This is a genomic window from Aminiphilus circumscriptus DSM 16581 (assembly GCF_000526375.1).
GTDB lineage: Bacteria > Synergistota > Synergistia > Synergistales > Aminiphilaceae > Aminiphilus > Aminiphilus circumscriptus.
In genome coordinates this window covers 905,385-929,992 of sequence record NZ_JAFY01000007.1, presented here as the reverse complement: position 1 = coordinate 929,992, position 24,608 = coordinate 905,385, and the positions used below count along the sequence as shown (strand labels likewise).

Here is a 24,608-nt window from a genome sequence, read left to right as displayed (position 1 = left end):
CAGGGGCCTGGACAGCGTAGGAGCGTCCGCGGCGCGCTCCTACGTCCAAGGGACGCCCGCCCGTTTTTTCGGGTCCTCGCCCATCTCCAGGAGAAAGGCGTCGATGAGGCGCCGGGAGATGCTCGGCGGAGGCGGAAGGTCCGGAAGCTCCTCCGGAGAGAACCACCGGGCGTCCTCGATCTCCTTTTCGTCGATGCGGATCTCCCCTGATTCCCAGAGGGCGGTGAAGCCCACCATGAGGGAGTGGGGAAAGGGCCAGGGCTGACTGGCGACGTAGCGGACGTCCTTCACGGAGATGCGGACTTCCTCGAAGATCTCCCGCGCCACGGCTTCCTCCAGATTCTCCCCCGGTTCGACGAATCCCGCGAGGACGCTGTAGCGCCCCTTGGGGAAGTGGGGGCTTCGGCCCATAAGCAGTCGGTTCTCCCTGCGCACTGCCACGATGATTGCCGGGGAGACCGGAGGATAGGTCACGAAGGAGCAGGCCGGGCACTCCCGGGCGCGTTCCTTCGCGGAGTTTCGCATTGGGCCTCCGCAGCGTCCGCAGTAGAGGGTGTTCCGGGTCCAGTTCATGAGCTGAAAGGCCGTTCCCGCCAAAGAGAAAGCCCTCTCTCCGAGCAGTGTCCAGAGAGAACGAAGGTCCTTTTGGAAAAAATCCACGGGGACAGTGCAGTCCGGAGGAAGTTCTCCCCAGGCGAGGCGCTTTCCATCCGGGGGGCCGAAGTGTCCTGACCGAAGGAGTTCCCGGGCGAGGGGCGGTTCCTCGCCGAAGGGAAGCGCGGGCATTTCTCCGGAGCGAAGGAGAATGTCGTTGCCCCGGAAGAGAAACCAGGTGGTTCCGGCGGCGGCGCCGTCGCTTCCGCCGTCGGGGTGTGCCGGATTTCGGTCGTTGTCGTGCGTGTCGTCTGCTGTCATGAAAAATTCCTCCGCAACGGGTCGGGCCGGTGCCGCCTTTTCCGTCCTGTCCGGTTATCCGGTCCGCCCCTGAACGTTTGTGTGTCAAAAGACGAGTCTCATTCTACTCCTTTTCCGGTCCTTTGCCGGGGAGAACTCGAAGAAGAGCCATTCGTGCAGAGGAGGACAAACCGGAACGGAGCAGGGGCGCGAAGGAGTGCAGTGGCACGGAGACGACATTGTTCCGGGTTCGGCAGCGAGGGGGCGGAGTTTTCCTGGACGTGGTGGCGCGGGAGCGGAACTTTTTACGGGCGGCACGGGGGGAACTTTTCTGGGCGCCGGAGGTGGATTTTTGTCAGGTGTAGTGGCGCGGCGCGCCTGTTCTGGATGTTGCGGCGCGGAGTGTGTGGCTGGGTCCGTTTTTTCGGAGGAGGTGCGCATGACGGGGACGGCGGAAAAACCGGAAGCAGCGGCGGAGAGACGACGGAACGCCCTCTCCGGGGGTGTGCCGGAGGAAGGGCGGGGACGGATTTCCCAGTACAGGTGCGTTCGCGCCCGTTTTTATGCGCTGGTGTCCCTCGTGCTGGGACTCGTGTTCGCCCTTCTGCCCGGGGCCTTCGGAGAGGCGGATTCCTTTGCCGTGGCGTTGCGAACGGCACTCCTGGAGCGGAAGACTTTTTTCCGTTACGAGGAAGGCGGTGCCTCCTTCGACCGGCGGAGCGTCGAAGCCGCCCGGGAAGAGGTGCTGCGCGAGGTACCCGAATTCGACTATCTGGTGGAGCGGTGGACCTTTCGGATTGTCCGGGGCGGCGGAAAGAGCGCGGTTGAGGTTCGTATCGACTACTGGGAGAATCCGGAGCAGCGCGCCTTCGTGGCGCGCCGGGTCGGGGAGATCCTCGCGGAGCTCGTCACCCCGGAGATGGACGACTACGAGCGCATCGCCGCGGTGCACGACTTTATTGTCGCCACCGTGGACTACGACCGGACGCTGCGGCGCTTCACCGCCTATGATGCGCTCCAGGGGAAGGCGGTCTGTCACGGCTATGCTCTACTCGCCTTTGAAATGTATCGTGCTCTTGGCTACGAGGTGCGGATCATCTCCGGGGGCGACCACGCCTGGAACCTGATCCGGGTGGGCGAGAACTGGTACCACGTGGACACCACCTTCGACGATCCCACCTACGACTTTCAGGGGCATTTCACCCCCGAGGAAAAGCGGCGCATCGCCGGAGAGATCCGGAGGAACTACCTGTTGCAGGACGACGCGACCATGTGGCGGAGCGGCCATGTCTGGGATCGGAGTGCCTTTCCCCCCGCTCCCGTTCCGTTCCCCGGTCCGTGAAGAAAGACGAAAAAGCAAAACGGAAACGAAAAGAGGAAGAAGGAAAAAGAACGACCAGAAGGACAGAGCGCGGCATGGCGCCGGAGAGGGTAACTCTTTCCGCCCCAAGGATTTTCTCCCCGGGAGAGCAGAAAGTGTTGCAAAAAGGGGGGATGCGAAATAGATATTTTTTGAAAAAAACGGTCTATTTCGTAAATTATTCCTTACTGGCTCAGAGACATGTTTCTCCACGGGAACGTTTAACTCTCTTGAGATGTTTTCCGGTTCGCCTATGCTATACTGCGTGTGCAGAGGTTCCGCGTCGCGACACGCGGCGCCCGCACCCTGAGGGAGGTGGACTTGTGGCCTATTCCTTCTTTGGCGGAAAGGAATCGAGAACAGCCCTCTCGATCGAGGGGGATGGCTTGCGCTATCTCGAGATCGAGAGGCGAGGCGGAGTCTTTCGCGTTCTGTCGAACCTGATTCAGCCGCTCCCTCCGGGAACAGTGCAGCAGGAACTGTTGGGAGATCCGACGAAACTGCTTTCCGCCTTGGAGGAGCTGCGTGCCCGAAGAGGGCGCGGTTTCATTCTTCCCGTTTACGTTGGGCTTCCCTCCCGGGATGTGATGCTCCGGGTGGTGGAGCTGCCCAGGATGAATCCCGAGGACGCCCGGGAGGCCTTCCGGTGGGAGTTCGACAAGTATTTCCCTTTCTCTGTGACCGAGGCGGTGTACGATACGTGTCCCGTGGAGCATCCCGAGGAGGGGAGCGGCGAGAACATGAGGCTCCTCGTTGCCGCCGCTCGGTTGCGTCTGGTGGAGCTGCTCCTGGAGGCCTGCGAGAATGCGGGCATGTCCGTCGCGGGGTTGGAGCCCGCTCTCGCGGGGCTGTTGAGGACCTTCTCTGGGCCGATTCCCTCCGCTGAGGGGGGCTTTTTGTGTCTTTCCGTCGGACGGCTGAGCAGCCACGTCGTCGTGGGTTACCGGACCTCGGGCCTTCTCTTTCGAACGCTTCTCGTGGGGGCCGAGAGTTCCATGGGGTTCGACGAGGCGCTCCGCTCTCTCGCCCGGGAGGTGGGATCCACCATCACCTTCGCGACGGGACAGTTCCGGAATCTCGTCGTGGATCGGGTGCTTGTATGCAGTACCGCCGTGACCCGGGAGAATTCCCTGGCGTTTCTCGCGGAATCACTTCCGCAGGTGGCCGTTCACCCCTTTTCCCTCTGGGATACATGGGGTCTTGAAGAGGTGCCCGAGGAGGCCAGCGGTTGGGAGACCGCCTTCGGCCTCGCGGTGAAGGATTTTGCATGAGTGTCCGTTTCGATCTGAGGCCGGAGAAATATCGAAGCAAAGCCCAGAAGCGGCAGTCGGGCCGGCCCGGGCTGATGCTCGCCGCCCTTTTCGCGGTGTATCTTTCGCTCTCCCTCGGAAACACACTGCTTGGCTCTTTCCGGCTGGAGTCCCTCAGGAATGAGGCGGCCTCCGTCTCGGAACGGATGTTTTCTCTGGAGCGACAGGCGAAAGAACTCGATAGGGAGTTGCAGCGACTGCAGCAGCAGGAAAAACTCCACGCGGAGGTGCTCTCCATGGTGCGCGAGGACATTCCCTCCCTGGAATTTCTGGCGGCCCTCGAGGCATCCCTTCCCGGAACGGTGTGGGTGGATCGGATCTCCATCCGCCCCGGTCGTGCGGATGCCGAGGGATACGCCTATTCCGAGGGGGACGTGGTGGTCTTCGGCAATGCCCTGGCCAGAGCGACGGTGGTGCGGGAGGTAAGTCTTCCCGTCACCAGCGGTGTTGTCCGGGACGGGCGGCGGTGCGTGCGTTTCAGTCTGTCCTGTTCGCTCGCCGACCTCGCCTCGCTGGGCGATTCCGCCGGAGGGGAATGAAATGACAGAAAGGAAAAGACGGTTCTCCGCCGGTTTCGGTGTTTTTTCGCTTCTGCTGATGCTCTTCCTGGTGGTCGTGGTGGTGGGGGGCGTTCTCCTGAACCAGCATCTCCGCGCCCGTTGCGCGGAGGAGGAAAGGAGGCTTCTCGACCTGCGACGTGAAACGGCCGCGATGGAGCGGCATCTGGAACGCACCTCCGCCCTTCTCGAACTTTACAAGAGCGCTCTCTCCCGCCTGGACGCATACGTGCTGCAGTTTCCCCGCGACCGGGTGGGATTCTTCTCGGCGGTGGAGAGCGAGCTGACCAAATACAATGTGGAAGTGAAGCGCATCGCCCCCGCTTCGGCCATGGTTTCCGGGCGGACCGCCGTGACCGTGGAGTTCGAGGGCCCCTACTACACGATTCTCAAGGCCATGGCGGACTGGCGGGCCATGCCCGTGATGGTGCGCATGGGTTCCCTGTCCCTCTCCTTCTCCGACAACAAGGGGCACGTGACGGGATCGACCTTGCTGGAGACGGTGCTGGAAGGAGAGGGAGAACGATGAATTTCGCCGGTGAAGAATCTCCCTTCGAAGCACTGTCGGAGCTACTCCAGGGGGAATCCCCGGGCACGAGGGGACTGCGGATCCTGCTGTTTGCTCTCTTTCTCGGACTTGCCCTTTTCGAGGGAATGGGCCTGTGGCGCCTCCTGGCTCGGAGCGACATCGTCCCGGAATCTTCCGGGGAGATCGTTCTGGTGGAGGACCGCGCCCGACTGGAAGGAATGGTGAAGGACTTTTCCGCCACCATGCTTTCCCGGCAAACCAGCCGCCAGCTCGTGGCGCTCACCGTCGCCGCGGACCGGCGCCCCTTCGCCCCCTCCGGAGCCGTGGCCCAGGCGGTCACGGTGGAGGTGGCGGCGTCGGCGCAGCCTGCCCGGACGGTGCAGGAGATTATCCCCCCCTACATGGTGCTCCGGGCGGTGTTCCTCATGGGAGAAAGGCGCAGCGCCGTGCTCGACGTGGAGGGGGAGTCATCGGAACTCCTGGTGGAACCGGGAACGCGATTCGGTGGAGGGTTGGGCAGGGTGCTTTCCATTTCCGAGAAGAAGGTGGTCGTCTCATGGGCGGGCAGGCGTATGGAACTTCGGATGGAGGAATGACGGTGAATCCCAGGAGCGAACGCCGCGGCGGGGCGCTTGTCTGGACGTGTCGCCTTCTCCGCGATCTTCTCTGGGGTCTGGGAATGCTTTGGGGTGTTTTGACCGCCGTCCCGGCTTCGGCGTCGATTGTTCTTCCGGTCTTCGAGGGAATCGAGGCGAATCAGGGGGGTAACATGCTCATCCTCGAGGTGAAGGGAACGGCACTTCCCCTTCCGGTGGTGCGCGGCGAGGAATCGGGGCGCATCACGCTCTTCTGGCCCGGGGTCTCCCTTCCCGCCGGAGGATGGGAACGTGTCTACAGCCTCCCCATGCTGGACCGGATCTCCCTCTTGCAGGAAGAACGGGGCCTGCGGATGGACGTGGAGTCTCCGCTGCCGCTGTCGCTCAAAGCGCCCGAGGGGGTTCCTCCGCTGCGCCGGGTTTCCCTCTTCTTCTCCCCCGCCTCCTATCGCCCCCAGGGACCGTCGCCAACACCTCCCCCTCCTGCTCCCGCCGCAGGGGATCCCCTCCAGCGGACCACTCCCGTGACGATCGACGTGCGGGACATGGAGCTGCGGAGCGTCTTCCTCATGCTCGGAAGGATGACGAAGTGCAACATCGTCTGCGATCCCTCCCTTCCCACGGAGTCCGTGACGCTCAGCCTGAAGGATGTCCCCTTCAACCAGGCCATGAACTACCTGCTTCGCATGTACGACATCCGCTACGCCCTGGTGGGGAACACCATTCTGGTGGGCAAGCGGGAGAATCTGGCCCGGACCCTTGGGCGGGAGACCACCCGTGTCTTCCGGATCGGCTACGGGGATCCGAAGACGCTTCCCGCGCTGGTCCAGGGGCTTGTGGACGTGCAGAAGGTGGTGGTGGACGAGCGGCTCCGGGAGCTCTACGTCACGGCCTCGCCGGAAATCCTCGATGAGGTGGCGCGCTTCCTCGAGCGCATCGACCATCCGGGGAGGCAGGTCATGGTCCAGGCCAGAATCATCCAGGTCGCCAAGAGCGACAGCGACGAGGTGGAGGCTTCCCTCTCCGCGGTGTACAAGCACTGGTACTTCACCTACGGGCCCGGAGGCGGCGTGATCGGCTACATCGACTCCAACAAACCCGATAGGTACGACCCCGACTACGACGACGACGAGCTTCTCCGGCCCCCCGAGGGCATCGAGCCGGAGAACATCATGAAGAACACCATGCGCATGCTCGACGGAGGGCTCCGGGCCGTCACCGCCAAGGGGAACTCCAACGTGCTCGCCCAGCCGACGGTCATCGCCGTGGACGGCGAGAAGGCAGTGGTACGCCTCACCCAGCAGATCAAGTACGTCTCCGGGAGGGACGACGCGGGAAACCCCACCTACGGCGACGTGGAGGCGGGCCCCACCCTGGAGATCGTCCCCATCATCGGCCGTGAGGGGATGATCACCCTTGCCATGAAGCTCGCCACGGGAGACGTAACCTTTAAGGAAAGTTCCAACTTCCAGGTTCCCGAGTCGAACAAGCAGGAGGTGGAAACCCGGGTGCGGGTCCGCAACGGCGAGCCCTTCGTGGTGGGCGGTCTTTTCGACACCCGTCGCAGCGAGAACGTGTCGAAGATTCCCATTCTGGGGGACCTACCCCTGCTGGGAACGCTCTTTCGCACCACGAGCAAATCCGAAAGGACCACCGAGGTGATCATGGTCATTGTTCCCTACATCCTGGACATTCCCGAGGGCGGGATCGAGAGCACGGAAATCCGACGTTCGAGCACTCCCTGACCGCTCCGATTCATCCGGGGGGAAAAACCGCATTTCCCGGCTTGGCAAGGATCATGCTATCGGGTAATCTGTTTCTTTGACGAACCGTCGTAGAACGGACGGACGTTTGGAATTTGCTCCGCACTGTCGGAAGGATCGGGAGGGTGCGTCCATGGCGCAGGTAGTCGATACCAGTGATTTTTACAACGGGTTGAAGTTCAAGTGGCAGGACAGCGTGTGGGAAGTGCTCGATTTTCAGCATCACAAGATGGGGCGGGGCGGGGCGACGGTGAAGACCAAGGTGAAGAACCTCTTCACGGGATCCATCGTGGAGACGTCCTTTCGTTCCGGCGAGCGGTTCGAGCGGATCATCTTCGACGAGAAACCCGCCCAGTATCTGTACCAGGAGGGAGACGGCTACGTCTTCATGGATCTGGACAGCTACGATCAGATTTCCCTGTCGAAGGCAATTCTGGGAGATGCGGTGCTCTTCCTCAAGGACAACCTGGACGTGAACCTGGAGATGTACGAGGGGAAGGTCATGACCATCGAACTCCCGAAGTCGGTGGAACTCAAGGTGGTGCGGACGGACCCGGGCTTCAAGGGGGACACCGTGTCGGGGAGCGGTAAGCCCGCGATCCTCGAGACGGGACTTACCATCAGCGTGCCCATGTTCATCAACGAGGGAGAGGTCGTCGTCGTCGATACCCGGACGAGTCAGTACATCGAACGGGCCAAAAAGTAGACGGCCCCGAAGAAGGGCGGAGGTGATCCGACGTGCGTGCGCGGGAGACGATAGCCTACATAAGGGGCATGCTCGATGCCAGAACCTCGCTGGAAGCAGCGGATCGGCAGGTGTACGACGCAATTGTCGCCGCTCTCGCCGCCCTGGCGGAGCAGATCGAGGAGAACGAGCGCCGTGCGGAGGACCAGCAGGAACACTTGGAGGAACTCGCCGGAGAGATCGCGGAACTTCGGGAGGATCTGGACGAGGTGGTGGAATCCTTCGACGGTCCGCAACGGGGGTCTTCCTGGTCCTTCGGCGGTTCCGACGAGGAGGACGATTCCTTTTCGGAGGAGGAGCCCCTCGACGGGGAAGAAGACGAGGATGAAGATCTCCTTGACCAGTACGAATCCTGTGTGTGCGTGCACTGCGGCCACGTGTTCTTCTTCGCTCCCGATGCCTACGAGGACGAGGAGGAACTCCAGTGTCCCCAGTGCGGTCGTATGTTCGCGCTGAGGGAGTAGGGAGGCACTGAACGGAAACAGGAACAGGCACGGAGGGGAGGTTCGGATCAGGTGGAGCAGAAAGACCGGGAGCACTTCGATCTCGAAGAGGACGCTGTTCAGGAGGACGAGATGCAGGAGGATGTCGCACCCGAGGAGTTCCGTCCTCAGGCCGACGGTGAGGTTCGTATCTCGGAGGAAGTGATTCTGCAGTTGGCGACCCAGGCCCTTAAGAATGTCCATGGGGTCAAACCCGCCGGAGCGGGGCCACTGGCTTCTCTCGGACTGGGACGGAAGACCACGAACGGCATCCGCATCGCCGTCGAGGAGGGCATGCCTCCGCGTATTCTCGTGGACGCCTACATTTCCGTGAAGTACGGCATGCGCATACCCGATGTTGCCTGGGACGTTCAGGAGTCCGTCAAGGGCCATCTCGAGACCTACACGGGCTATCACGTCAAATCCGTCAACGTCTACGTGCAGAACATCTATCTCAACGAAGCCGAACCGGAGTCGCCGCCATCGCCTCCCGTTTCCCAGGGGCACGGCGGACCGCAGGCAGACACGACGCCCCAGACGCCGGGTTTCGTCGTGTCGGGAGATCCCCATCGCCCCGAGGAGGAGCCGGAGAAAGATCAGGAAAACTCCTGATCGTGGGCTGATCGTGAAGGAGCCGGTCTTTCGCGGGGCCGGCTCCTGTTCTGTGAGGTGAGGCCCGTGTTCTTGTACTGGAAATCGTCACCGCAAGGGAAACTCTGGATCTCCGAGAGCGGCGTGAGGACGCTGTTGAACGAAAAACTGCCCGAGGGGTTCCAGTGCAAAGACGTAGCGCTCTGGGACGAGAAGGGACTGCTCGTCCCGCGCATCGGCTTCCCCGAGGGGAGTGACGCGGCGGACAGGGAGCGGCTCCGGTCCGCCGAGGAACTGGTTCGGCGGCTTTTGGTCCCTCTGGGTTTCGAGGCCGTGGAGGTCATGTGGCTCGCCGCGGAGAAACCCTCCGAGAGCGGCTCCCTGGAGAAGATACTCCACGACCCCCGTGCCTGGGGAGGTGCCGCCGCCCTGCTCGTGGGGCTTGCGCACATGGGTGTTCCCGGTCTCGTGCGGGCGCTTGTCGCCGGAGGAATCGCTTTCGGTGTAGCGTGGTTCGTCCTCGACCTGCGGGGACGGATGATGGTTCGAAACATTCTGCGACGTCTGCGAGGGTGAAGAGTGGAAAGACATTTGCTGCCCCAGAGAAGACGCAGATCCAGGGAGATCGCCCTGCAGCTTCTCTACACGCTGGATCTGCGCCCGGATGAACTGCCCGCATCGGTGCTGGAAACGTTTCCCATGGATTCGGAGGATCCGGAGGTCGTCCGGTACGCGAAGGAGCTCGTTTTCGGAGTCTGGTCCGAACGGGTCGCCATCGACACTCTGATTCGCACCTACATCGTGAACTGGCGCCCCGAACGCATGGTCGTCGTGGACCGCGTGGCGGTCCGGATGGCTCTGTACGAGGGTTTCATTGCGAAGACGACGCCCCTCGCCGTGGCGATCTCCGAGGCGGTGGAGCTGGTCAAGGTCTTCGGCACCGAGGAATCGGGACGTTTCGTGAACGGCGTGCTGGGGCGCATCGTCCGTGCCCTGGAGGGACTCGGCGACGAAGGGGAGAGAAAGAAACGAGATGAGGGAGTTCCAGAAGACATTTCTCACGGTGAGTGAGGTCAACGCCCGGGTCGAGGGACTGCTCGGGGCGGACTCCCTTCTGCAGAACTGCGTCGTCCGCGGCGAAATCCTGGAACTCAAGCGGCACACCAGCGGACACGTCTATTTCACCGTGGGCGACGCGGGAAGCCGCCTCGCTGCGGTGCTCTTCCGGGGCGACGCCGTGCATGTGCCCCAGTGGCCTCAGGTGGGGGACGACGTCCTCGTGGAGGGGCGCATCGGCGTTTACGCCGCACGCGGCACCTATCAGCTCTATGCCCGCCGCCTCGTCCCCGCGGGCTCGGGCGCCCAGGCCCGGGCCAAGGCGGAGCTGCAGGAACGCCTTGCTCGGGAAGGCCTCTTCGATCCGCGCCATAAACGTCCTCTGCCGCCCTGGCCGATGCGGGTGGCCCTGGTGACATCCCCCACGGGGGCGGCGGTCCGGGACGTTCTCAAGGTCTCTCGGAAGCGTTTTCCCGCCTGCGCCATTCTGGTTGTTCCCGCGGTCGTCCAGGGGTTCGAGGCTCCGGAGAGCGTCGCTCGTGCCCTCGGCATCGCCGGAAGCTCCTTCGGCGTGGAGGCGGTACTCCTCGTCCGTGGAGGCGGCTCGCGGGACGATCTCGCCGCCTTCGACGACGAGCGGATCATCCGGGCCCTCCGTTCCTGTCCCGTTCCCGTGGTGACCGGCGTGGGACACGAGGTGGACCAATCCCTGGCGGATCTTGCGGCGGATGCGGCTTGCCCGACCCCCTCGGCGGCGGCGGAGCGGGTGTTTCCCGACAGACACGCCCTGCTCGCTCAGCTCGCGCTCCAGCGGCGCCACCTGTACCGCAGCGCGGAACGCCGGATCGGGAGCCGGGAGCAGCATCTGGCCCAGCTCCGGCACCGCATGACCGTGGCGATTTTCCGAGGGCCTCTCGCGGAGGCGGAGACTCGGATCGCCCGGACCTTCCAGGAGCTTTATGGGCGGATATCCCAGGGAATCATGCGTGCCGAGGCCCGCCTTGGCGGGCTTGCTGCCGCGCTGGATGTCCTTTCCCCCCTGAGCGTGCTGTCCCGGGGCTTCATCTCCTGCGAGGACGAAGGCGGGCATCCCGTCGTCTCCGGCGCAGCGCTGCGCCGGGGGGATGGAGTGCGCCTCTGTTTCGCCGACGGAAAAATCGGCGCGGAGGTCACGGAGGAAATGACACTCCACGCGCCCGAACCGGGGAAGGAGTGAGGACATGTTACCCGAGACGCTGCAATGGAGAGACGATGCCCTGGTCCTCCTCGACCAACGGGTGCTTCCTGGAGACGTGCGCTATCTCGTCTGCCGCGACGTGGAGACCGTGGCTGTCGCCATCGAGACGCTCGCCGTGCGGGGCGCGCCCGCCATCGGCATCGCCGCGGCCTACGGTATGGTTCTCGCCGCCCGTGTGGGAGGACGGAATGCCCTCGCCAGCGCGGAGGAACGCCTTGCCAGGACTCGCCCCACCGCAGTGAACCTCTTCTGGGCGCTGGAGCGCATGCTCGCAAAGAGCCGCTCCGTGGGCGACGCGACTCTCGCGGAAGGCCTGCTCGACGAGGCAGTGCGGATCCACGAGGAGGACGTCGCCATGAATCGCGCCATGGGGGCGAACGGAGCGACCCTGCTTCCGCAGCGGTGCGCCGTTCTCACCCATTGCAACGCCGGTGCTCTGGCGACGGGAGGATACGGCACGGCCCTAGGGGTTGTCCGCGCTGCCATCCGGATGGGAAAGGACGTGCGGGTCTACGCGGATGAAACCCGCCCGGTGCTCCAGGGTGCGCGCCTCACCGCCTGGGAACTCCGGGAGGAGGCCATCCCCGTGACGCTCATCTGTGACGGCATGGCGGGAGCGCTTATGGCCTCGGGGCGGGTGGACGCAGTGATCGTGGGAGCGGACCGCATCGCTGCCAACGGCGATGTGGCGAACAAGATCGGAACCTACGGCGTGGCTGTCCTGGCCCGTCACCACGGCATTCCCTTTTACGTTGCGGCTCCGACGAGCACCTTCGACCCATCTCTGCCGCACGGTGCGGCCATCCCCATCGAGGAGCGAAACGGCGAGGAAGTTCGTTCCTTCGGTGGCGTGCGCACAGCCCCCGAGGGCATTCCCGTGTGGAACCCAGCCTTCGACGTCACCCCAGGGGCGCTTATCACGGCCATCATCAGCGAGGAGTCCGTGACGTTTCCTCCCTATCGTTTCGGGGCGGCGGAAAAGGACGTAGGAAAGCTCTGATTAAGAAGGAATCGCCCTCTTTCGATCGCAGCATCGAGTTTTTCCGAGGCGGGCGCGGCATTGTTCAGAGGTTACGTAGAGCGGAGAATATCTTCTCCATGCCCTCTCCCAAGGAGCCCGATGGTGTAATGCGCCAAGGCGGAACCGACGCACGGGTTTGCTCTTGAGGAATATGTCGTTTTTTCTGCATCCATCGACGTGTTCTCTGTGGAAGGCGCGGCGAGTTGGAGGAAGTGCGTGTCCTTTGCAGACGTTGCCGGAGACGGAGGAGCGGCGTTGTTTTCGAGTTCTTCGGGGATGGAAGGGGGTTGCTTTTTCCGCGGTGAGACATGGAGAATGCGTGTCGTTTTTGGTTTCTCCCGGAGGCGGAGGAGAGATGCCACTCCGTTTCCGAAGCGCCCGCACGCGGTAGCGGAGCTGCAACGGAAGAGATGCGTCGTCCAGTCCCTCGAGAACACCGCACAGGCTGAGCACGTCACAGTACACAGATAAGGAGATGGAACCGGTGAGAACAGCACGGAATGTCCTTTGCGTTTTTTTCTTCGCACTCCTTTGTACTTTCGGCGTCTGGGCCGTTGCCACGGCGGCGGAGATCACCTTCACGCCGGTGAGCCCCACGAACAACCAGACGGATTTTCCCGTCACGGGAAGTCTTCGTTGGTCCATCGCCGTCACAAGCGGCGATGAGGAGATCCCCTCGGATGCATTCACCTACGAAGTCTTCCTGGGGGCCACGAGTCAGACGATGACGCGCCGGGCGGGTCCCGGATATACGGCCACGCTCTACACTCCAGGGGATCTTCAGGTGGGGAGAACCTACTACTGGTATGTCCGGGCGACAAACGGCGAGGTGACGGCCACCTCCGACGTGTGGGCCTTTACGACCGTCGCCGAGGGCTATCCCAGCGCACCCCATTCTCCCGACCCCGCCGACGGCGCCACGGAGGTGGCGGGGGACATCTCGCTCCGCTGGAGCCCTAGCGAGGGAGCGGGGAGCGAGGGCGTCACCTACACGGTGTACTTCGGAACCACCTCGCAGAACATGACCGTTCCCTCGGACGGAGCGGAGATCACCGTTCCGCATCTCACGCCGCCCCAGCCGCTGAAGGGGAAAACTCTCTACTTCTGGCGGGTGGAGGCGACGAACGAGCGGGGGAACACCACTTCTTCGGTGGTTTGGTCCTTCCGGACGATGGAGATCGACGAGTCCCTGAGCAGCGGAGGATGCGTTCTGGGCGGCGCGTCTCCCTGGACGATCCTGCCGCTTCTGGCGGGACTTTCTCTGGCCGCCCGTTTCCGGAGGCGCCGTGGCGGGAACTGACGAATTTCGTCGGAAGGCGCCCGCCGGAGCGGAAACGCATGTTGCGTCTCCGTCTCGCTTTTCCTTTTTTGAAGAGACCTCCGCTGCTGGAGTCATCTGTGGAATCTACGACGTCCGAAAGCGGTGGCGGAACGCTTGAAGGACCTGCTGAAGCTCTTGTAACACTTTTGTGAAGCCGTTGCGAAAGCCATGAACGCATTCAAGGAGGAAACGCCATGACGACAAGCCGTATCGCCGATCCTTCCCTCGCTCCCTCCGGGGCGAACAAGATCCGCTGGGCCTGGCAATACATGCCGGTCCTTTCGCTGCTAGCGAAGAAATACCGGGACGAGAAACCCCTTGTGGGATGTCGCCTCGTTGCCTGTCTCCACCTGGAGGCCAAGACGGCCTGCCTGCTCCGGACCCTGAAGGAGCTGGGTGCGGAGGTGGTCGCTGCGGGAAGCAATCCTCTCTCCACCCAGGACGACGTGTGCGCTGCCCTGGTGGAGGAGGGTGTGCACGTGTTCAGCAGGCGGGGCATGACTTCCGAGGAGTATTTCGATTCCCTTCGGGATGCGTTGCGCGGCGGCGCGGACGTGCTCATCGACGACGGGTGCGACCTGGTCGCCATGGTTCACGAGGAGTTTCCCGAGCTGATCCCCCGTATCCGGGGCGGCTGCGAGGAGACCACCACGGGGGTGAAGCGCCTGCGCGCTCTGGATCGGGAGGGACGTCTCCAGTTTCCCATGATCGCCGTGAACGACGCCTACAGCAAATATCTTTTCGACAACCGGTACGGAACGGGGCAGTCCGTTCTCGACGCGCTGCTGCGTACCACGAATCTGCTCATTGCGGGCCGTACCGTGGTTGTTGCGGGGTACGGTTGGTGCGGCAAGGGTGTCGCCACGAGAGCCCGGGGGATGGGCGCCACGGTGGTGGTGGTGGAAGTGGATCCCCACCGTGCTCTGGAGGCCCTCATGGATGGACATCACGTTGCTCCCATGATGGAGGCGGCTCGCCTGGGGGATGTCTTCGTCACCGTCACGGGGAACACCCGGGTGATTCGGGGTGAGCACATGGCGGTCATGAAGGACGGCGCGATTCTGGCCAACGCGGGGCACTTCGATGTGGAGATCTCCATTCCCGATCTGGAGGGACTGTCGGAGAGGTGGGAGAGCTTTCGCCCCAACGTGCGGACCTATGTGCTCAAGGATGGACGGCACCTCCACCTGCTCGGCGAGGGACGGCTGGTGAATCTCGCCGCCGGCGATGGCCACCCCGTGGAGATCATGGATCTCAGCTTCGCCGTGCAGCTCCTGTCTGCGCTCTATATCTGGACCACCCGACTCGCCCCGGGGGTGAGCAATGTGCCGGAGGAGCTGGATCTGCAGGTGGGCCGGCTCAAGCTGGAGAGCCTTGGCATTGCTCTGGACGAGCTGACGGAGGAGCAGCGACTCTACCTCGACAGCTGGAAGGAAGACTAGGCGGCGCGCGTTCGGGCTTTCTGCGCCCGAACGCGCGCCCGCACCGCGACCGGAAGGAGCGGTTCCGAGGGAAGGTCACCTTGCGTCGGAAGCGATGCCAGAGGCGGGAACTCCCGGAGCGCTTCGGGAATGAGTCGTGTGCATTCTCTTTCGAGAAGAGGCGGGAGAGCGTTTGCGAAGGGTGTTGCCGGTGCCGTGCCGCAAGAGGCCGCGATGCTCTCGAAGAAAGCGGGCATTCCCTGGGAAATTTCCCCAGGGCCTGAGGAGGCCCGGAAGCCGGAGAGGAAAGGTGGTCGTTCGTCATGGGTCTGTTGCTGCGTCACGTGGTTGTTCTCGATGGTGAAAGCGAGAGAGCCCGTTTCGCCGACGTGGCCGTCGAGGGCGGCCGTATCGCGGCGGTCCTTCCTGCGGGGAAGGGGACAGGAGAGAACGTGGTGGAATGCTACGGAAAGACCGCGATCATCCCCGGCCTGGTGAATGCCCATACCCACGCGGTGATGGTGCTCCTGCGCGGCCTTGGCGAGGAAAAGCCCCTTATGGACTGGCTGCAGAAATCCATCTGGCCCGTGGAGGCCAGGCTCCGTCGGGAGCACTTTGCCTGGGGGACGAAACAGGCGCTTCTCGAAATGGTTTCCGGAGGTGTCACTTGCTTCGGAGACATGTACTTCGAGATGGAACAGACCGCCCAGGCGGCCCTCGATGCGGGAGTCCGAGCGGGGCTCTGCCGGGGCATCATCTCCGCCGGGGAGGAAGGCATCGGAGATCGCCTGGAGAACGCCTGTGATCTCGTCCGGAACTGGCACGGCAGGGAAGGGCTCATCTCCGTTCAGCTCGGCCCCCACGCGCCTTACACGCTCTCTCCGGAACAGCTCCGGGTCGTCACCGACGCCGCCCGGGAACTCGGGGTGGGCGTGCACATCCACTGGCTTGAAACGGAATGGGAAAAGGGATACATTCTTGAGCAACTGAAACGGGATCCCGTGGACTTGCTGGAGGAGACGGGCATCCTCGACGCTCCCTTCGCGGTCCTCGCCCACGGCGTGTGGTTCGACCCCGAGGCGCTTCCCCGCATCGCCCGGAACAATCTCACGGTGGTGCACAACCCTTCGAGCAACCTCAAGTTGGGCAGCGGCATCGCCCCCGTTCCGGAGATGCTCCGGGCGGGCGTCCACGTGGCCCTCGGGACGGACGGCGCGGCGAGCAACAACCGTCTCGACGTGTGGGGAGAGATGCGCATGACGGCGCTCCTCCACAAGGGATGTCGGCGAGACTGCACGGCCATTCCCGCCCGGGACGTGCTCCGCATGGCCACCCTTGAAGGAGCCCGGGCCCTCGGCTTCAGCGACGTGGGACTCATCCGGGAGGGGTGGCAGGCGGATCTGGTGCTGGTGGATCTGGACGCACCCCACTACGTGGGATGGAACGAGGGCAACCTCGTCCAGTATCTCGTCTACGCGGGAAGCGCCATGGATGTGACGGGCACCATGGTGGCGGGGAAATGGGTCTACCAGAACGGCTGTTTCCCCACCCTGGACGCGGAGGAAATCCTCGCGGCCTCGCGGAGCGCCCGGCGGGAACTGCTTGAGATTTAAGGCGGCAAGGGGCTCTTCGCGGAAGAAGGGGTCGTGGAGGACACCGCGACAAAACGGCGAGGAGAGGTAACGGAAGACACAACGACAGAACTTTCGGAAGAGGTGACAAAACCATGCAGTGGAGAAAGGGACGAGACTTGCGCGAACTGTTCCTCGCCTATTTCGAGGAGAAGAATTCCGTGCGCTACCCGAGCTTTTCCCTCATTCCCGAGGATCCGACGATCCTCTTCACCATCGCGGGAATGGTTCCGTTCAAGCCCTTTTTCCTGGGCATACGACGACCGGAGGTGCTCCGGGCCACCACGAGCCAGAAATGCATCCGTACCAACGACATCGACAATGTGGGGCGCACGGCGCGGCACCACACCTTCTTCGAGATGCTCGGCAACTTCAGCTTTGGAGACTACTTCAAGAAGGAGATCATCCCCTGGTCGTGGGAGTTTCTCACCGAGCGGGTCGGGCTCGATCCGAACCGCCTTTACGCCACGATCTACCTGGACGATGACGAGGCCTTCCATTTCTGGCATACCTCGGTGGGACTCTCCAAGGACCGGATCGTCCGCCTCGGCGAGGATGACAACTTTTGGGCCGTGGGTCCCGTGGGTCCCTGTGGTCCCTGCTCGGAAATCATCTACGACCAGGGACCGGAGTTCTCCTGCGGTAGGCCGGATTGCGCCGTGGGATGCAGCTGTGACCGCTATCTGGAGATCTGGAACCTCGTCTTCATGCAGTTCAACCGGAACGAGGCGGGAGAGCTGATCCCCCTGCCGAAGCAGAACATTGACACGGGAATGGGGCTGGAGCGCCTCTCCTCGGTGGTGCAGCGGGTGAAGAGCGATTTCGAGACCGACCTGTTCAAACCCCTCATCGACAAGGCCTGCGCCATCTCGGGAACGTCCTACGGCGCCACTCCCCGGGGCGATCTTGCCGTGCGGGTCATCTCCGACCATGTGCGCGCCCTCGCCTTCATGATCGCCGACGGCATCCTTCCCGCCAACGAGGGACGGGGGTACGTGCTCCGGCGTCTTCTCCGGCGGGCGGTGCGCTTCGGACGTCTCCTCGGCGTAGATCGACCCTTCCTGCTTGATCTGCTGCCCACGGTGATGGAACTCATGGCCGATCCCTACGGGGAGCTTTTGGCGAACCGGGCCACCATCGAGTCGGTGATCTCCCTGGAGGAACAGAAGTTCGGTCGCACCCTGGAACAGGGAAGTATTCTCCTCGAGACGGAGGTTCGCTCCAGGAAGGCCCGGGGCGAGACGGCCCTGCCGGGCGGAGTGGCCTTCGAGCTGTACGATACCTACGGCTTTCCCTTCGAACTCACCCAGGAGATTTGCTCCGAACAGGGCGTTTCCGTGGACGAGGGGGAGTTCCGGGAAGAAATGCGCAAGCAGAAGGAGCGCGCCCGGGCGGCGAGCAAGCAGCTCGCCTCCACCCTGTCGGGGACGCTCTACACGGAGCTGTCGGAAACGCTCGGCAGCACCGTCTTCGATGGCTATGACCGGACTGAGGCAACCTCGGAGGTGAAGGCTCTCGTCATCGAGGGCGCCGCCGTGACGAGCGTCGAGGAGGGAGACGTCGTTGAGGTGGTGCTCGCCCGGACACCCTTCTACGGCGAGCGGGGCGGTCAGGTGGGCGACCGGGGTGTGCTGGAAGGCCCCTCGGGGCGGATCGTCGTGGAGGACACGGTGATCGCCGCGGGAACGCTCACGGTCCACAGGGGTCGGGTTGTCTCCGGGACCGTCTCCGTAGGGGACTCCGTGACGGCGCGGATCGACGTGGAGCGCCGCACCGCGATCCGGCGTCATCACACGGCGACTCACCTGCTCCACGAGGCTCTGATTCGCGTGCTCGGTGAACATGTCCGCCAGGCGGGTTCTCTCGTCTCGCCGGAGCTGCTCCGCTTCGACTTCACCCACTTCGCTCCGGTAACTCTACGGGAACTCGAACGGGTGGAGCGGATCGTGAACGCCCAGATCCTGGAGAACGAGGATCTCCGGGTGGCTCACACCACCCTGGACGAGGCGAAAAAACAGGGCGCCAAGGCGCTCTTCGACGAGAAGTACGGCGAGGAGGTGCGGGTGATCTCTATTCCCGGCTTCTCCACGGAACTCTGCGGTGGTGTCCACGTGGATGCCACAGGGGATATCGGCTTCTTCAAGATTCTGCGCGAGGAGGGTATCGGTGCTGGAGTGCGCCGCATCACCGCCGTGGCGGGAATGCCCGCAGTGGAGCAGGCCCTCGACACGGCCCGCGTGGTGTCCGAGCTGGAGCTGCGTCTCGGCGGCGATCCGGACCAGTTCGTCGCGAAGGTGGAGGCTCTTCAGGACGAGGTGAAGCACCTCCAGAAAGCCCTGGCGGAGGAGCGTCTCCGAGTGCATCTCGCTCGGGTGGAGAGTCTGGTGGCCGCCAGAAGGGACGTGGCGGGGATCTCCGTCGTAACGGGACTCTTCCGGAATGTGGACGATCAGTTGCTCCGCTCCGTGGGTGACCGGATCAAGGCCGCGCTCTCCCCGGTGCTCGTGGTCTTCGCGGGCGTGACGGAGGAAAAGGTCCTTTTCGTGGCCATGGCGGATGACGCGGCGGTGCAGAAGGGCGTCCACGCGGGGAACGTGGTGCGGGACATCTCCCGGATCGCCGGCGGTGGTGGCGGCGGGCGCGCACAAACCGCCCAGGCGGGCGGCAAGGATCCCGCCAAGGCGGAAGAGGCGTTGGCGGCAGTCCAGGCTGTGGTGGAAAAGCTCGTCTCCGGAAAATGAAACGCATTCTCGCACTCGATGTCGGGACCGTCCGTATCGGAGTTGCCGTGAGCGACCCCCTGGGCAGCTTTGCCCAGGGGATCGCCGTCTTCGCCGCGGGGGGGGACTGGCTCACCGAACTCGACAAGACCGTGGCGGCCTATGGGGTGCAGGTCATCGTCCTGGGGCTTCCTGTGCGCACCACCGGCGAGGAAGGTCCCGAGGCGAAGCGGATTCACACTCTGGCAAAGAAGCTGCGCCGCCGCTATCCCGACTTGGAGATCGCCACCTGGGACGAGCGCTTCACCACTGTGACGGCCTCTCAGGTGCTGCTGGAGGCGGACGTCTCCCGGGAGAAGCGGAAGGGGCATGTGGACAAGATCGCCGCGACGGTGCTGCTGCAGGGGTATCTGGACCGGCTCCGGGAGCGCGGGGGTGCCCCATGAGGAACGGAAACGCCGAGGACTGCGACGGGGCGGGGCGTGATACGACACCTGCGGAAGAAGAGGGTTTCGTGACGGTGCGGAACGGAACGGAATGCGGAGAAGGTTCCTCTCTCCTGCGGGAGCTGTCTGCGTTGTCGGACGCTCCGAGCGGGGGGAAGATCCCCGTCCTTCCCCCGGACATCAAGCGCACTCCCATGCTGGAACAGTATCTCTTCTGGAAGGAGCGCTATCCCGGCTGCCTTCTCTTCTTCCGCATGGGGGACTTCTTCGAACTCTTCTTCGACGACGCGAGGACCGCCTCGGCGGTGCTGGACATCACTCTCACCGCCCGGGACCCGGAGAAGAAGATTCCCATGGCGGGCGTTCCCTTCCACGCCGTGGAGAGCTACCTGAGCAAGCTCGTCCGGGAGGGATTCTCCGTTGCGCTCTGTGACCAGGTGACGGAGCCGGATGGGCGTACCCTGGTGGAGCGGAGCGTCGTCCGGGTGGTGACTCCAGGAACTTACGTTCCCGAGGACCCCTCCGGAGAGGGGCGCCTCGCCGCGCTCGCTCCTGCGGGGGACGGGGGCATTGCCCTGGCGCTGCTTGCGCCGGGAACAGGCTCTCTCGAAGCGGGAACGGTGTCGGAGAATGAAGCAGCATCCCTTCTGGCAACCTTCGTTCCCCAGGAGATCCTGCTGCCGAGGGGAACACTGGAGCGTCTTCCCGGGCGCATTCGCGAGCAGATTGCCCGAGTACCCCAGCGCCTTCTGGCGCGGAACCACTTTGACCCCGCCGCGGGAGAGGAGCGCCTCGCCGCCCGTTTTGCCGTGGCGAGCCTCGCCGCCCACGGCGTTCTCCCCGGCGACGCCGCCGCGGGATGCGCCCGGGTAGTCCTGGACTACCTGGAAGAGACCCACTTCAGTGCCGCCCGGCACGTGTGGCGCCTCCGCCCCCTTCACTCGGGACTTTTTCTCCATTTGGACGTCACCACTGTGCGGAACCTCGATCTTGTGGAAGGGGACGGGCTCTCCCTCTTCGCCGTCCTGAATCGCTGCAGTACACCTATGGGAAAGCGCTGTCTCCGGGAGTGGATCCTGCGCCCTTTGCGCTCTGTGGAGGAAATCCGGAAACGGCAGGACGCCGTGGCCTCCTTGACGGAGGACCCGGCGCTCCTCCGGGCCGTCCGGGATGTCCTGGGAGCATGCCGCGACGTGGAGCGCGCCCTTGGGCGGCTGAGCCTCCGGGTGGGTACGCCCCGGGACCTGGCGGCCATCCGGGACACCCTGGCGGCCTTTCCCGGCCTGGTGGCCCTCTGCGCGGCCCGGGAGGTGGGAAAACTCCTGCGGGCCGTTCCGGACCTCGCACCGCTGGCGGAGACACTGAAAACTCTGGCGGACGATCCGCCCCGACTGGTGCACGCCGGAGGCGTCATCCGGGACGGGGCCGATCCGGAGCTGGACGAGTGGCGGTGTGTTGCCCGGGGCGGTGAGGAATGGCTCCGGGACTACGCCGCCCGGGAGCGGGAACTCCGGGGGATCAAGTCCCTGAAAGTGGGGTACAACAAGGTCTTCGGGTATTACATCGAGATCAGCCGGGCGAACCTGGAGAACATTCCCCCCGAGTACAGCCGGAAACAGACCCTCGTGGGGGGCGAGCGGTTCGTCACGGAGGAACTTGCCGTCTTCGAGGAGCGGATGCGCAGTTCCTCCGAGCGGATTGCCGCCCGGGAGAGCGCCCTCTATGAGGAACTGATCCGGGTCACCCTGGAGGCTGGATCGTGTGTGCAGGAGCTGGGGCGTGCTCTGGCGGCCCTGGACGCCACGGCTTCCCTTGCGGACGTGGCCTGGGAGCGGGGGTACGTGCGTCCCCTCGTGACGGAAGGAACGCGCCTTGCCCTGCACGGAGCGCGCCATCCCGTGGTGGAGGTGGCTCTGGGAAATCGCTCCTTCACCCCTAACGACGTGCTCCTCGACGGCGACGGCGTGCGCATTGCCGTGGTCACGGGACCGAACATGGCGGGCAAGTCAACCTACCTCCGCATGGCGGCACTGCTTATCCTCATGGCCCAGATGGGGAGCTTCGTTCCCGCGGAAAGGGCAGAGGTGGGGCTTACGGACCGGATTTTTACCCGCATTGGCGCTCGGGACGAGTTGGACCGGGGGCTCTCCACCTTCATGGTGGAGATGGTGGAGACCGCGGGCATTCTCCACAACGTGACGGACCGGAGCTTCGTCGTCCTGGACGAGATCGGTCGGGGGACCTCCACCTACGACGGCATGAGTATCGCCTGGGCCGTGCTGGAATATCTCCTCACCCCCTGCGGTGCAAGGCCAAAGGTGCTTTTCGCCACTCATTTCCACGAACTCACCGCGCTCGCGGAGCGGCACAGGGAGATCACGAACTGCAGCATGGCCGTGGAGGAGACGGCGGAGGGTGTGACCTTCCTCCATCGGGTAGTGCCCCGCCCGGCGGATCGTTCCTACGGCATCGAGGTGGCCCGTCTCGCGGGCATTCCCGAGACGGTGCTCCGTCGCTCCCGGGAGCTGCTCCGGGAGTTCGAGACCCGTCGGGTCGTTCCCGGCGGTGAGGGCTGGGCCGGAGCGTTTCCGGACGGAGCCGCCTGGCCGGAAGCGTCGCGGGCTGCCCTCGGACAGGGGCGCGGGCGGATGCGTCAGCTCTCGCTCCTGGACGCCGCAAAGGACGCCGTGCTCGAGGAGTTGGCCCTCCTCGATCCGGATTCCATGACGCCCCTCCAGGCCCTGGAGGTGCTCTACCGGCTCCGAGAGAAGAGCCGCTCTGCTCTGGAGGAGGGTGCTCCATGAGGGTCGCGATTCGCAGACTGGAGGCGCTGGTGGCCTCCAGGGTCGCCGCGGGAGAGGTCATCGAACGCCCCGCCTCGGCGGTGAAGGAGCTTCTCGAAAACGCTCTCGATGCAGCGGCGACGCGGATTGCCGTCTTTCTTGAGGAGGGAGGGCGGCGCTCCCTCGTGGTGGAGGACGATGGTCTGGGCATTCCCCGGGAGGAACTTCCTCTCGCGGTGGAGCGCTACGCCACGAGCAAGCTCACCACCGTGGACGACCTGGAGCGCATTGCCACCCTTGGCTACCGGGGAGAAGCTCTGGCCAGTCTGGCTGCGGTGGCGCGGCTGGAGATCCGGAGCCGCGAGCGCGGCCGATCCGGAGAGGGGGGTATTCTCCGTATCGCCGAGGGAAAGATCCTCTTCGAGGGAGAGGTATCCTGCCCCGAGGGAACACGGGTGCAGGTGGAGGATCTTTTCTTCAATCTCCCCGCCCGGCGCAAGTTTCTCAAGAGCGCTGCGGGAGAGGTCCGCCGGGTCGCCACGGTCCTTCGGGAGTACGCCCTCGCCTATCCCGGCGTGTCGTTCCTTCTCTTCTCCGACGGACGGCGCCTCTTCGCCTCCTCCGGAGACGGGCGGCGGGATCTTCTGCTCGGACAGATCTGGGGTCCCTCGCCGCCGCTGCGGATGCGCCGTCTCCGCATGGATTCCTCCGCGGCGGAGCTGTGGTTCCAGCCCCTGCCGGGAGCTTCCCGGGCGGAGGTGATTTCCTTCGTGAACGGGCGCCGCTTTGCCGACAGAGCCGTCCGGGCCGCCCTCGCCCAAGGGGGTGGCGGTAACTGGCTGGTTCTTCTGTCATTACCTCCGGAAGAGGTGGACGTGAACATCCATCCCGCGAAGACGGAGGTGCGCTTCCGCAATGCCGGGCAGGTATTCCGCCTGCTCCGGAGCGCTGCCGAGGGTTTCCGATTCGCTCCGGAGGTTCCCCTCGACGGTGGGGCGGAATGGGTTTCGGGGACGAACGCGGAAAGGGCTTTTCCCAAAAGCTCGACGGCGGATGTGTTCCGAAAGGGACTCCGAAACGAGGATGGTGCGACGCACTCCCCGTGGCGGTGGTACGACGACCCCTATTCCGGCTTTGGCCAGGGAGAAGGTGTGAGACGTTCCGACAGGGAGGTCCCGGAGCGGTTCCGGGTGGCTTCGCCCGTTGCGGGCCATCTCCTTTCCCTTCCGGTGGAGTCCGCCCCGGGTCTTTTCCCGGAGCGGAAGCCGGAGTTGGAAGAACCGGAAGGGCATTGGGCGGAGCAATCCGAATCGAAAAAGCCCAGTTCCCTTCCTCCGGCGGAGGCGGGGCGGTTTTCCCTTCTGGGGCGTATGCGGGCCGGGTACGTGCTGGTGGAGGACCAGGATGGGCTTTTGCTGGTGGACCCCCACGCCGCACAGGAGCGGGTTCACTACGAAAAGATCCGCCGTCTCGCCCGGGCGGGAACCCGGCGGCAGCCCCTGGCCCTGCCGCCCGCGCTGCCGCCGTCGCTGGCGCTGCGGGCTGAGGAGCACCGGGAAGCCCTGGAGGAGCTGGGGTTTGCCTTTCTGCACGACGAGGGAGTGCTACTGCTCGCGGAGGTGCCCTTCTGCCTCGGGGACGAGGGAGTGCCGCCGGTTCCACTGCTTCGGGGGACGCTGGAGGCCCTGGACGCGGCGGAGGAAGACGGAGGGGGGGGAGATCCGTGCTCGCCCCTGTGGCGCGTCTGGGCCACCATGGCCTGCAAACGCTCGGTCACGCTCGGTGATGTCCTGGACGAACGGGAACTCTTCGCCCTGCTCGATGCGCTTTTTGCCTGCGAAGAGCCCGAGACATGTCCCCACGGACGCCCCACCCTGCTGCGCCTCTCCCGTTTCGCTCTGGAGCGCTTTTTCGGAAGGGCGTGATGTTCTCCGGGATCCTGGGGCGGGAACGTTCCTTCCCGGTGATCCGGGAGGTGGGGGCGGAAGCCCCTTCGAGATCCGGAGAGAGGGCTCCCCGTGCGGTGTGTCGCGTGAAACGACACTGGTGTTCGTAGCCGCTGCGCGGCTTTCGAAATGCTTTGGAGTTCGGGAGCACGCCTGACGACGATGCCACTGCACGAAGGGGTTCTGCTGCCATGCTTGG

At 64.3% G+C, this 24,608-nt stretch carries 21 protein-coding genes; 20 read left to right on the top strand and 1 reads right to left on the bottom strand.

Annotation, left to right across the window (positions count from 1 at the left end; all coding sequences use genetic code 11):
• Positions 1–39: 39 nt before the first annotated feature.
• Complete coding sequence (nudC, locus tag K349_RS0115300) at positions 40–915, bottom strand: NAD(+) diphosphatase (RefSeq protein ID WP_029166621.1); 876 nt, start codon at positions 913–915, stop codon at positions 40–42.
• Positions 916–1,333: 418 nt separating this feature from the next.
• On the opposite strand from nudC, the gene K349_RS18285 reads away from it, so the two are divergent.
• The 20 genes from K349_RS18285 (at position 1,334) to mutL (ending at position 24,388) form a co-directional block, all read left to right on the top strand.
• Positions 1,334–2,236 (top strand): transglutaminase domain-containing protein, encoded by a 903-nt coding sequence (locus K349_RS18285; protein ID WP_029166620.1) that lies wholly within the window; start codon positions 1,334–1,336, stop codon positions 2,234–2,236.
• 341 nt (positions 2,237–2,577) lie between these two features.
• Entirely contained in the window at positions 2,578–3,525 is a 948-nt protein-coding gene (gene pilM / locus K349_RS0115285; protein WP_029166619.1) for a type IV pilus biogenesis protein PilM, read from the top strand.
• Positions 3,522–4,103 carry a PilN domain-containing protein gene (locus K349_RS0115280; protein WP_029166618.1) on the top strand — a complete coding sequence of 194 codons (582 nt, stop codon included), beginning with the start codon at positions 3,522–3,524 and terminating at the stop codon, positions 4,101–4,103. Before pilM ends, K349_RS0115280 begins: the two co-directional genes overlap by 4 nt.
• Before the next feature lies 1 nt (position 4,104).
• Positions 4,105–4,650, top strand: a complete 546-nt coding sequence (locus tag K349_RS0115275) for a hypothetical protein (RefSeq protein WP_029166617.1) — start codon at positions 4,105–4,107, stop codon at positions 4,648–4,650.
• The gene (locus K349_RS0115270; RefSeq protein ID WP_029166616.1) at positions 4,647–5,246 is read left to right on the top strand and encodes a hypothetical protein; all 600 of its coding nucleotides are present in this window, start codon (positions 4,647–4,649) and stop codon (positions 5,244–5,246) included. The genes K349_RS0115275 and K349_RS0115270 overlap by 4 nt, the downstream gene beginning before the upstream one ends.
• Positions 5,207–6,991 carry a secretin N-terminal domain-containing protein gene (locus K349_RS0115265; RefSeq protein ID WP_029166615.1) on the top strand — a complete coding sequence of 595 codons (1,785 nt, stop codon included), beginning with the start codon at positions 5,207–5,209 and terminating at the stop codon, positions 6,989–6,991. Before K349_RS0115270 ends, K349_RS0115265 begins: the two co-directional genes overlap by 40 nt.
• A 151-nt stretch (positions 6,992–7,142) precedes the next feature.
• Positions 7,143–7,715 (top strand): elongation factor P, encoded by a 573-nt coding sequence (efp, locus tag K349_RS0115260; protein WP_029166614.1) that lies wholly within the window; start codon positions 7,143–7,145, stop codon positions 7,713–7,715.
• Between the two features lie 32 nt (positions 7,716–7,747).
• Entirely contained in the window at positions 7,748–8,218 is a 471-nt protein-coding gene (locus K349_RS0115255) for a hypothetical protein (RefSeq protein ID WP_029166613.1), read from the top strand.
• Positions 8,219–8,269: 51 nt separating this feature from the next.
• Complete coding sequence (locus K349_RS17455; protein WP_029166612.1) at positions 8,270–8,848, top strand: Asp23/Gls24 family envelope stress response protein; 579 nt, start codon at positions 8,270–8,272, stop codon at positions 8,846–8,848.
• A gap of 66 nt (positions 8,849–8,914) precedes the next feature.
• Complete coding sequence (locus K349_RS17450; protein WP_034265820.1) at positions 8,915–9,403, top strand: hypothetical protein; 489 nt, start codon at positions 8,915–8,917, stop codon at positions 9,401–9,403.
• A 3-nt stretch (positions 9,404–9,406) separates the two neighbouring features.
• Positions 9,407–9,898, top strand: coding sequence for a transcription antitermination factor NusB (nusB, locus tag K349_RS17445; protein ID WP_051464413.1), 492 nt, complete (start codon positions 9,407–9,409; stop codon positions 9,896–9,898).
• Entirely contained in the window at positions 9,861–11,099 is a 1,239-nt protein-coding gene (xseA, locus tag K349_RS0115240; protein ID WP_034265817.1) for an exodeoxyribonuclease VII large subunit, read from the top strand. The genes nusB and xseA overlap by 38 nt, the downstream gene beginning before the upstream one ends.
• Before the next feature lie 4 nt (positions 11,100–11,103).
• Positions 11,104–12,120, top strand: a complete 1,017-nt coding sequence (gene mtnA / locus K349_RS0115235) for an S-methyl-5-thioribose-1-phosphate isomerase (protein WP_029166609.1) — start codon at positions 11,104–11,106, stop codon at positions 12,118–12,120.
• Between the two features lie 505 nt (positions 12,121–12,625).
• Entirely contained in the window at positions 12,626–13,441 is an 816-nt protein-coding gene (locus K349_RS0115225; RefSeq protein ID WP_029166608.1) for a fibronectin type III domain-containing protein, read from the top strand.
• A 215-nt stretch (positions 13,442–13,656) separates the two neighbouring features.
• On the top strand, positions 13,657–14,904 hold the full coding sequence (locus K349_RS0115215) for an adenosylhomocysteinase (protein WP_029166607.1): 1,248 nt from the start codon (positions 13,657–13,659) through the stop codon (positions 14,902–14,904).
• Positions 14,905–15,206: 302 nt separating this feature from the next.
• Positions 15,207–16,496 carry an amidohydrolase gene (locus K349_RS0115205; RefSeq protein ID WP_029166605.1) on the top strand — a complete coding sequence of 430 codons (1,290 nt, stop codon included), beginning with the start codon at positions 15,207–15,209 and terminating at the stop codon, positions 16,494–16,496.
• 113 nt (positions 16,497–16,609) lie between these two features.
• Positions 16,610–19,255, top strand: coding sequence for an alanine--tRNA ligase (gene alaS / locus K349_RS0115200; protein ID WP_029166604.1), 2,646 nt, complete (start codon positions 16,610–16,612; stop codon positions 19,253–19,255).
• Positions 19,252–19,680 carry a Holliday junction resolvase RuvX gene (ruvX, locus tag K349_RS0115195; RefSeq protein ID WP_029166603.1) on the top strand — a complete coding sequence of 143 codons (429 nt, stop codon included), beginning with the start codon at positions 19,252–19,254 and terminating at the stop codon, positions 19,678–19,680. The genes alaS and ruvX overlap by 4 nt, the downstream gene beginning before the upstream one ends.
• A complete protein-coding gene (gene mutS, locus K349_RS0115190; protein WP_029166602.1) occupies positions 19,677–22,484 on the top strand; it encodes a DNA mismatch repair protein MutS in 2,808 nt (935 codons plus the stop codon). Before ruvX ends, mutS begins: the two co-directional genes overlap by 4 nt.
• Positions 22,481–24,388: a DNA mismatch repair endonuclease MutL gene (gene mutL, locus K349_RS0115185; RefSeq protein ID WP_029166601.1), complete on the top strand. Its 1,908-nt coding sequence runs from the start codon at positions 22,481–22,483 to the stop codon at positions 24,386–24,388. Before mutS ends, mutL begins: the two co-directional genes overlap by 4 nt.
• Positions 24,389–24,608: the final 220 nt, after the last annotated feature.

What these genes read in the sequence shown, in the direction of transcription:
- K349_RS0115270 (WP_029166616.1), top strand. Translation starts at nt 4,647, where the DNA reads ATGAATTTCGCCGGTGAAGAATCTCCCTTCGAAGCACTGTCGGAGCTA.
- mtnA (WP_029166609.1), top strand. Translation starts at nt 11,104, where the DNA reads ATGTTACCCGAGACGCTGCAATGGAGAGACGATGCCCTGGTCCTCCTC.
- efp (WP_029166614.1), top strand. Translation starts at nt 7,143, where the DNA reads ATGGCGCAGGTAGTCGATACCAGTGATTTTTACAACGGGTTGAAGTTC.
- xseA (WP_034265817.1), top strand. Translation starts at nt 9,861, where the DNA reads ATGAGGGAGTTCCAGAAGACATTTCTCACGGTGAGTGAGGTCAACGCC.
- alaS (WP_029166604.1), top strand. Translation starts at nt 16,610, where the DNA reads ATGCAGTGGAGAAAGGGACGAGACTTGCGCGAACTGTTCCTCGCCTAT.
- K349_RS0115275 (WP_029166617.1), top strand. Translation starts at nt 4,105, where the DNA reads ATGACAGAAAGGAAAAGACGGTTCTCCGCCGGTTTCGGTGTTTTTTCG.
- K349_RS0115215 (WP_029166607.1), top strand. Translation starts at nt 13,657, where the DNA reads ATGACGACAAGCCGTATCGCCGATCCTTCCCTCGCTCCCTCCGGGGCG.
- K349_RS18285 (WP_029166620.1), top strand. Translation starts at nt 1,334, where the DNA reads ATGACGGGGACGGCGGAAAAACCGGAAGCAGCGGCGGAGAGACGACGG.
- mutL (WP_029166601.1), top strand. Translation starts at nt 22,481, where the DNA reads ATGAGGGTCGCGATTCGCAGACTGGAGGCGCTGGTGGCCTCCAGGGTC.
- K349_RS0115205 (WP_029166605.1), top strand. Translation starts at nt 15,207, where the DNA reads ATGGGTCTGTTGCTGCGTCACGTGGTTGTTCTCGATGGTGAAAGCGAG.
- K349_RS0115280 (WP_029166618.1), top strand. Translation starts at nt 3,522, where the DNA reads ATGAGTGTCCGTTTCGATCTGAGGCCGGAGAAATATCGAAGCAAAGCC.
- nudC (WP_029166621.1), bottom strand. Translation starts at nt 915, where the DNA reads ATGACAGCAGACGACACGCACGACAACGACCGAAATCCGGCACACCCC.
- mutS (WP_029166602.1), top strand. Translation starts at nt 19,677, where the DNA reads ATGAGGAACGGAAACGCCGAGGACTGCGACGGGGCGGGGCGTGATACG.
- ruvX (WP_029166603.1), top strand. Translation starts at nt 19,252, where the DNA reads ATGAAACGCATTCTCGCACTCGATGTCGGGACCGTCCGTATCGGAGTT.
- K349_RS0115265 (WP_029166615.1), top strand. Translation starts at nt 5,207, where the DNA reads ATGGGCGGGCAGGCGTATGGAACTTCGGATGGAGGAATGACGGTGAAT.